This window comes from Ensifer sp., assembly GCF_035999135.1.
Lineage (GTDB): Bacteria > Pseudomonadota > Alphaproteobacteria > Rhizobiales > Rhizobiaceae > Ensifer.
The window spans coordinates 1-4326 of record NZ_DASYGZ010000011.1 but is presented as its reverse complement, the minus strand read 5'-3'; the positions used below and the strand labels follow the sequence as shown (position 1 = coordinate 4326).

The following is a 4326-nucleotide window of genomic DNA, read 5'->3' as shown; positions in this document are numbered from 1 at the left end:
ATGTTGATACGGAACAGATCGGCCCCGGCCTCGTGCAGCTTCTGGATCATCTGCTCGTCCGAGGACGCCGGTCCGAGCGTGGCGAGGATTTTGACTTTTCTGTTCCGCTTCATCAATTCTGGCTTTCCTGCGTGCCGGACGTGTCGGAGAGCTGAACCATCCAGCTTCCTTGACGCCCCGTGTCGTATTCCTTGAATCCCATACGCTGGAAGCCGCGGGCGAAGCAGTCCTGAACACCCGTGATCTTGAACTCGTTTTCGGCGACGCACATGTTGACGTCACCGGTCCAGCGGCCGCCGCGGGCCGCGTCCTCTGCGTAAAGATAATAGTATCGTGACTGAAGTTCGCCCTCGATGAGGGTGGCGCAAGTGGTGGCCGGAACCTGCCACCAGCCTTCCGTCACCCAGCCATCCTTGGCTCGATAACCGATGGCCACACCGACCAATGTCTGGGTGCCGTTGCACACCCTGAAGTCGGCGCGTGCATCGCTGGCGAAGAGAAAAGAGCTTGAGATTGCCAGGAAAAACAGGAGGATACCTCCCAGTGTCGTCAGGCCCGGCTTCGCTTTGGAAAAAGGATTTCTGGACACGGTTTCCAAGGGAACTCCGTTTTGGTTTGCGTGGCACTTTCTTGCGACGGTCAGCCCGGAAAGTCAACGCAACTCTAATCGATTACATTCGGTAAATTGCTTTCAGTTTCCGGTAAACAGTTGCGTTTTTCTTGCGATTGACGCGCACGCGTGCGATCAGCAAGACAACGCGGGGCGAACGGATTGGACCGGTATGCAGCATTATTCTCCCTATGAGATCATCGAAGCCAATCCTGCAACCGGACTCGTCCTCCTTGCCGATCACGCGATGAACCGACTGCCCACGGAATACGGCAGCCTGGGGCTACCCGCCGCGGCATTCGAGCGACACATTGCCTACGATATCGGCGTCGAGGCGCTCGTGCGCCGCCTTTCTGAGGCGCTCGATGCGCCCGCCGTGCTCGGTTGCTTTTCGCGATTGCTGATCGATCCCAACCGCGGCGAGGACGACCCGACGCTGATCATGAAGATCTCGGACGGAGCGATCATACCCAGCAACCACCCGATCACGCAGGAAGAGTGGGACAACCGGCTGAACCGCTTTCACCGTCCCTATCACCGCGCCGTTTCTGAGGCCATCGACCGGACGGCGAAGGCGAGCGGCGCAGCACCCCTGGTCATCTCGATCCACTCCTTCACCCCGGCATGGAAAGGTGTTGCCCGTCCCTGGCATGCTGCGGTCCTTTGGGACAACGACCCGCGTGCCGTGTCGCCGCTGATCGAGCGGCTCGAGGCGGCGGGCGATATCGTCGTCGGCAACAACGAGCCCTATGACGGCGCATTGCGCGGCGATACGATGTTCCGGCATTGCATGGTGCCGGGCATTGCCCATGCGCTGATCGAGGTCCGTCAGGATCTGATCGCCGACGAAGCTGGCGTGGCGGAATGGACCGAGCGACTGGCACCCGCTCTTGGCCATCTCAACACCCTGCCGGCGTTGCATCGCTACGAGCGGCACCTGTCGCGCACCGGCGCCTATGACCAGGAAGGATAAGCGGCCATGACCGAACTCACACCGGATCAACAGATCGCATTCGAGGCTGCGGCCTTTCGCCGGTTGGTCAACCATCTGCGCGAGCGCAGCGACGTCCAGAACATCGACCTGATGAACCTTGCCGGCTTTTGCCGCAACTGCCTGTCCAACTGGTACCGCGAAGCCGCAGAGGCGGCAGGCGTCCCGCTCGACAAGGAAACGTCGCGGGAGATCGTTTACGGAATGCCCTATGACGAGTGGCGCGATCGCCACCAGAAGGACGCAACGCCGGAGCAAAAGGCTGCGTTCGAGGTCAATCGCCCGAAGGAATAAGCATCGTTTCGCCGGGCTTGCCACGGAAATGACCGTGTTGTTGCGCAATGACCCTTGACCTTGGCGGCCGTTCGCGGCACGTCACGGCACCCAAGAATTCCATTCCCCCTATCAAGGAGAAGACCATGTCGGATGCTCACGGCGTCGCACGCGATCAGCTTCGCGCTTTCATCGAGCGGATCGAACGCCTGGAAGAAGAAAAGAAGACCATCGCCGACGACATCAAGGACGTCTACGGCGAAGCCAAGTCGACGGGCTTCGATGCCAAGATCCTGCGCAAGGTGATCTCGATCCGCAAGCAGGACCACGACGAGCGCATGGAACAGGAAGCGATCCTCGACACCTACCTGCAGGCGCTTGGCATGGTGCCTGCGGCGGCCGACGAGGAATAAGGCTCAAGGGCGGCCGGCGGTCGTTGGCGGTGGAGGCGGGGCACAGGCGCCGATCTCCATCCGCTAGAGCGGCCTCGAACACACCCGCAAACAAAAAAGCCCGGCGATGACCGGGCTTTTTCTTGTCTGAACTTTACGAACCTCAGTTCGTGCTGAACTTTTTCACTTCCATGAAGTTGACTGCCGTGCCGCTGAAGCGGGCGGTGTCGACGTTCGGACCGGCGCTGCTCGCAAAGCCGGCGGCATAGACCGTTGTCGGCGCCACGCGCAGCGTCTTGCTGACGAAGCGCGGCGCCTTGACCGGCTTGGAAAGCGTCGCGACGCGGCCCGTCGACAGCGCCCATTCGGAAATGATCTTCTGGGTCAGCTTGGGCTCGGTGCGCACCGACGCGCGGGTTGCGGCATCGGCATCGTGTTTCTTCGGGCGGCCACCCTTGGCCGGGGCTTCCGCCTGCGTGTCGAAGGCGCTGTCGAAGATTGCGGCGCGCGCGCCTGATGCGGACTGCGGCGCGTAGGCCGCCATCTCGATCGGCTGCTGCGACACGGGCTGGCGTTCGGCCGGCGTCGGCGCTGCGAGCGCCACACGGGTCTTGGCTTCGGCAGCCACGTCACGCGGCGGTTCGGCGGAGGCGACGACCGCGCGTTCCGCAAAGGAGGGAACGACGACCTGGGCATCGGCGACGGCGGCAAGCGCTGCATCGCCCGCCGGACGAACGGCCGGAACCGGGACGAAACCGAGCGCCTGCATATCAGGCGAGGCATCGGCCGAGGCCACGAGCGTGTTCATGTCGCGACGGTCCAGCATCTGCGGAACCGGCACCTTCATCGAGCCGAGATCGGCGAACTCGCTCGGCGTCTCCGAGGTTTGCGGCAGGGCGGCGGCAAGCGCCTCCTGGGCCGGGTTCGTCTGTGGCGCCACGAGTGCAACGGCTACGCCGCCATCGGCAGGCGTTTCCTTGAAGGCAGGACGCACGGCCGGGACCGGCGCATTGATGTTCTGTTCCGCTGCGGCAGTGGCAGCAGTCGCCGGCTCGGCGGCGATGGATCCGGCAACACCCGGAAGCGCCTGTTGGGCGACGGGTGCCGCGGCCGTCTGCGCCTTGGCAGGTGCTGCACCGCCTTCGTCGTCGGCGCCAGGACCGGCCGCGATTGCCGAGGGTTCTTCATCCTCGTCACCGCCGCCACCAAAGAGCATGGCGAACAGGTTGCCCTTACGCTTGCCGCTTGCGGTATCGCCCGGGCCCGTGGCGCCGCCACCGGCAACCTGGATCGCCGAGGCGCCGACGCGCCGCTTGTAGTCGGCGACCGCCTGGTCATAGCCCGGAAGCGGCTTGCCGTCGGACGGCAGATGCATGGTCTTGCCATCGGGGAAGAGGCGCGCAAGCTCGGAACGGCTCATGCGCGGCCAGGCGCGAACGCCGCCGACATCCATGTGCACGAACGGCGAGCCTGAGGTCGGATAGTAGCCGACGCCGCCCACCTGGAATTTCACGCCGATTTCACGCAGCGTCTTCAGCTTTACGTCCGGCAGATAGAAGTCCATCGCCTTGCCGAGCATGTGCTGGCTCTTCTTGGCGACGCCCTTGGAGCGCGAACGCAGCATGCCGTTGGTGGCCGGCGAACGATAGGCCGAGACGACGTGGATATAATCGCGCGATCCGCTCTTCTGGTAGACTTCCCAGACGAGGTCGAGCAGGCGCGGATCCATCTTCGTCGGTTCGTTGCGACGCCAGTCGCGCAGGAAGCGATTGATCTCCTGCAGGCCCTTGGCGTCGTAGCGGCCATTGCGCTTGAAGGTGATCTGCGCTTTTTCCTGGGTGTGAATGAAATAGAGTTTCAGCGTGCGGGTCTGGCCGGCAGCCTCGACGGGAGGCGCGAAACCAGGCGTCACGAGAGCGGCCGCCAGAGCAACGGATGTCAGAATCTGCGGCACCCTACGGGTGATCGCCGCGCAGACTCTAGCTAAGGAGCCGAGCGGCTTCTTAAAACCGAACAAATTTGGCATTCAATCCCCGTCCGACGGACAACCGTGCTTCGCT

General features: G+C 63.2%; 5 protein-coding genes. 3 read left to right on the top strand and 2 right to left on the bottom strand.

The window, feature by feature from the left end:
* Window positions 1–112: 112 nt before the first annotated feature.
* Entirely contained in the window at window positions 113–589 is a 477-nt protein-coding gene (locus VGO12_RS00815; RefSeq protein WP_414650652.1) for a DUF1036 domain-containing protein, read from the bottom strand.
* 193 nt (window positions 590–782) lie between these two features.
* Here VGO12_RS00815 and VGO12_RS00810 point away from each other — a divergent pair, with 193 nt between their 5' ends.
* From VGO12_RS00810 to VGO12_RS00800, 3 genes are all read left to right on the top strand, one after another.
* A complete protein-coding gene (locus tag VGO12_RS00810; protein WP_327510859.1) occupies window positions 783–1583 on the top strand; it encodes an N-formylglutamate amidohydrolase in 801 nt (266 codons plus the stop codon).
* Window positions 1584–1589: 6 nt separating this feature from the next.
* Window positions 1590–1895, top strand: coding sequence for a DUF1244 domain-containing protein (locus VGO12_RS00805; RefSeq protein ID WP_327510858.1), 306 nt, complete (start codon window positions 1590–1592; stop codon window positions 1893–1895).
* A 125-nt stretch (window positions 1896–2020) separates the two neighbouring features.
* Window positions 2021–2287, top strand: coding sequence for a DUF2312 domain-containing protein (locus VGO12_RS00800; protein WP_327510857.1), 267 nt, complete (start codon window positions 2021–2023; stop codon window positions 2285–2287).
* 142 nt (window positions 2288–2429) lie between these two features.
* On the opposite strand, the gene VGO12_RS00795 is transcribed toward VGO12_RS00800, so the two are convergent.
* On the bottom strand, window positions 2430–4292 hold the full coding sequence (locus VGO12_RS00795) for a DUF882 domain-containing protein (protein ID WP_327510856.1): 1863 nt from the start codon (window positions 4290–4292) through the stop codon (window positions 2430–2432).
* Window positions 4293–4326 lie beyond the last annotated feature (34 nt).

What these genes read in the sequence shown, in the direction of transcription:
- VGO12_RS00810 (WP_327510859.1), top strand. Translation starts at nt 783, where the DNA reads ATGCAGCATTATTCTCCCTATGAGATCATCGAAGCCAATCCTGCAACC.
- VGO12_RS00805 (WP_327510858.1), top strand. Translation starts at nt 1,590, where the DNA reads ATGACCGAACTCACACCGGATCAACAGATCGCATTCGAGGCTGCGGCC.
- VGO12_RS00800 (WP_327510857.1), top strand. Translation starts at nt 2,021, where the DNA reads ATGTCGGATGCTCACGGCGTCGCACGCGATCAGCTTCGCGCTTTCATC.
- VGO12_RS00795 (WP_327510856.1), bottom strand. Translation starts at nt 4,292, where the DNA reads ATGCCAAATTTGTTCGGTTTTAAGAAGCCGCTCGGCTCCTTAGCTAGA.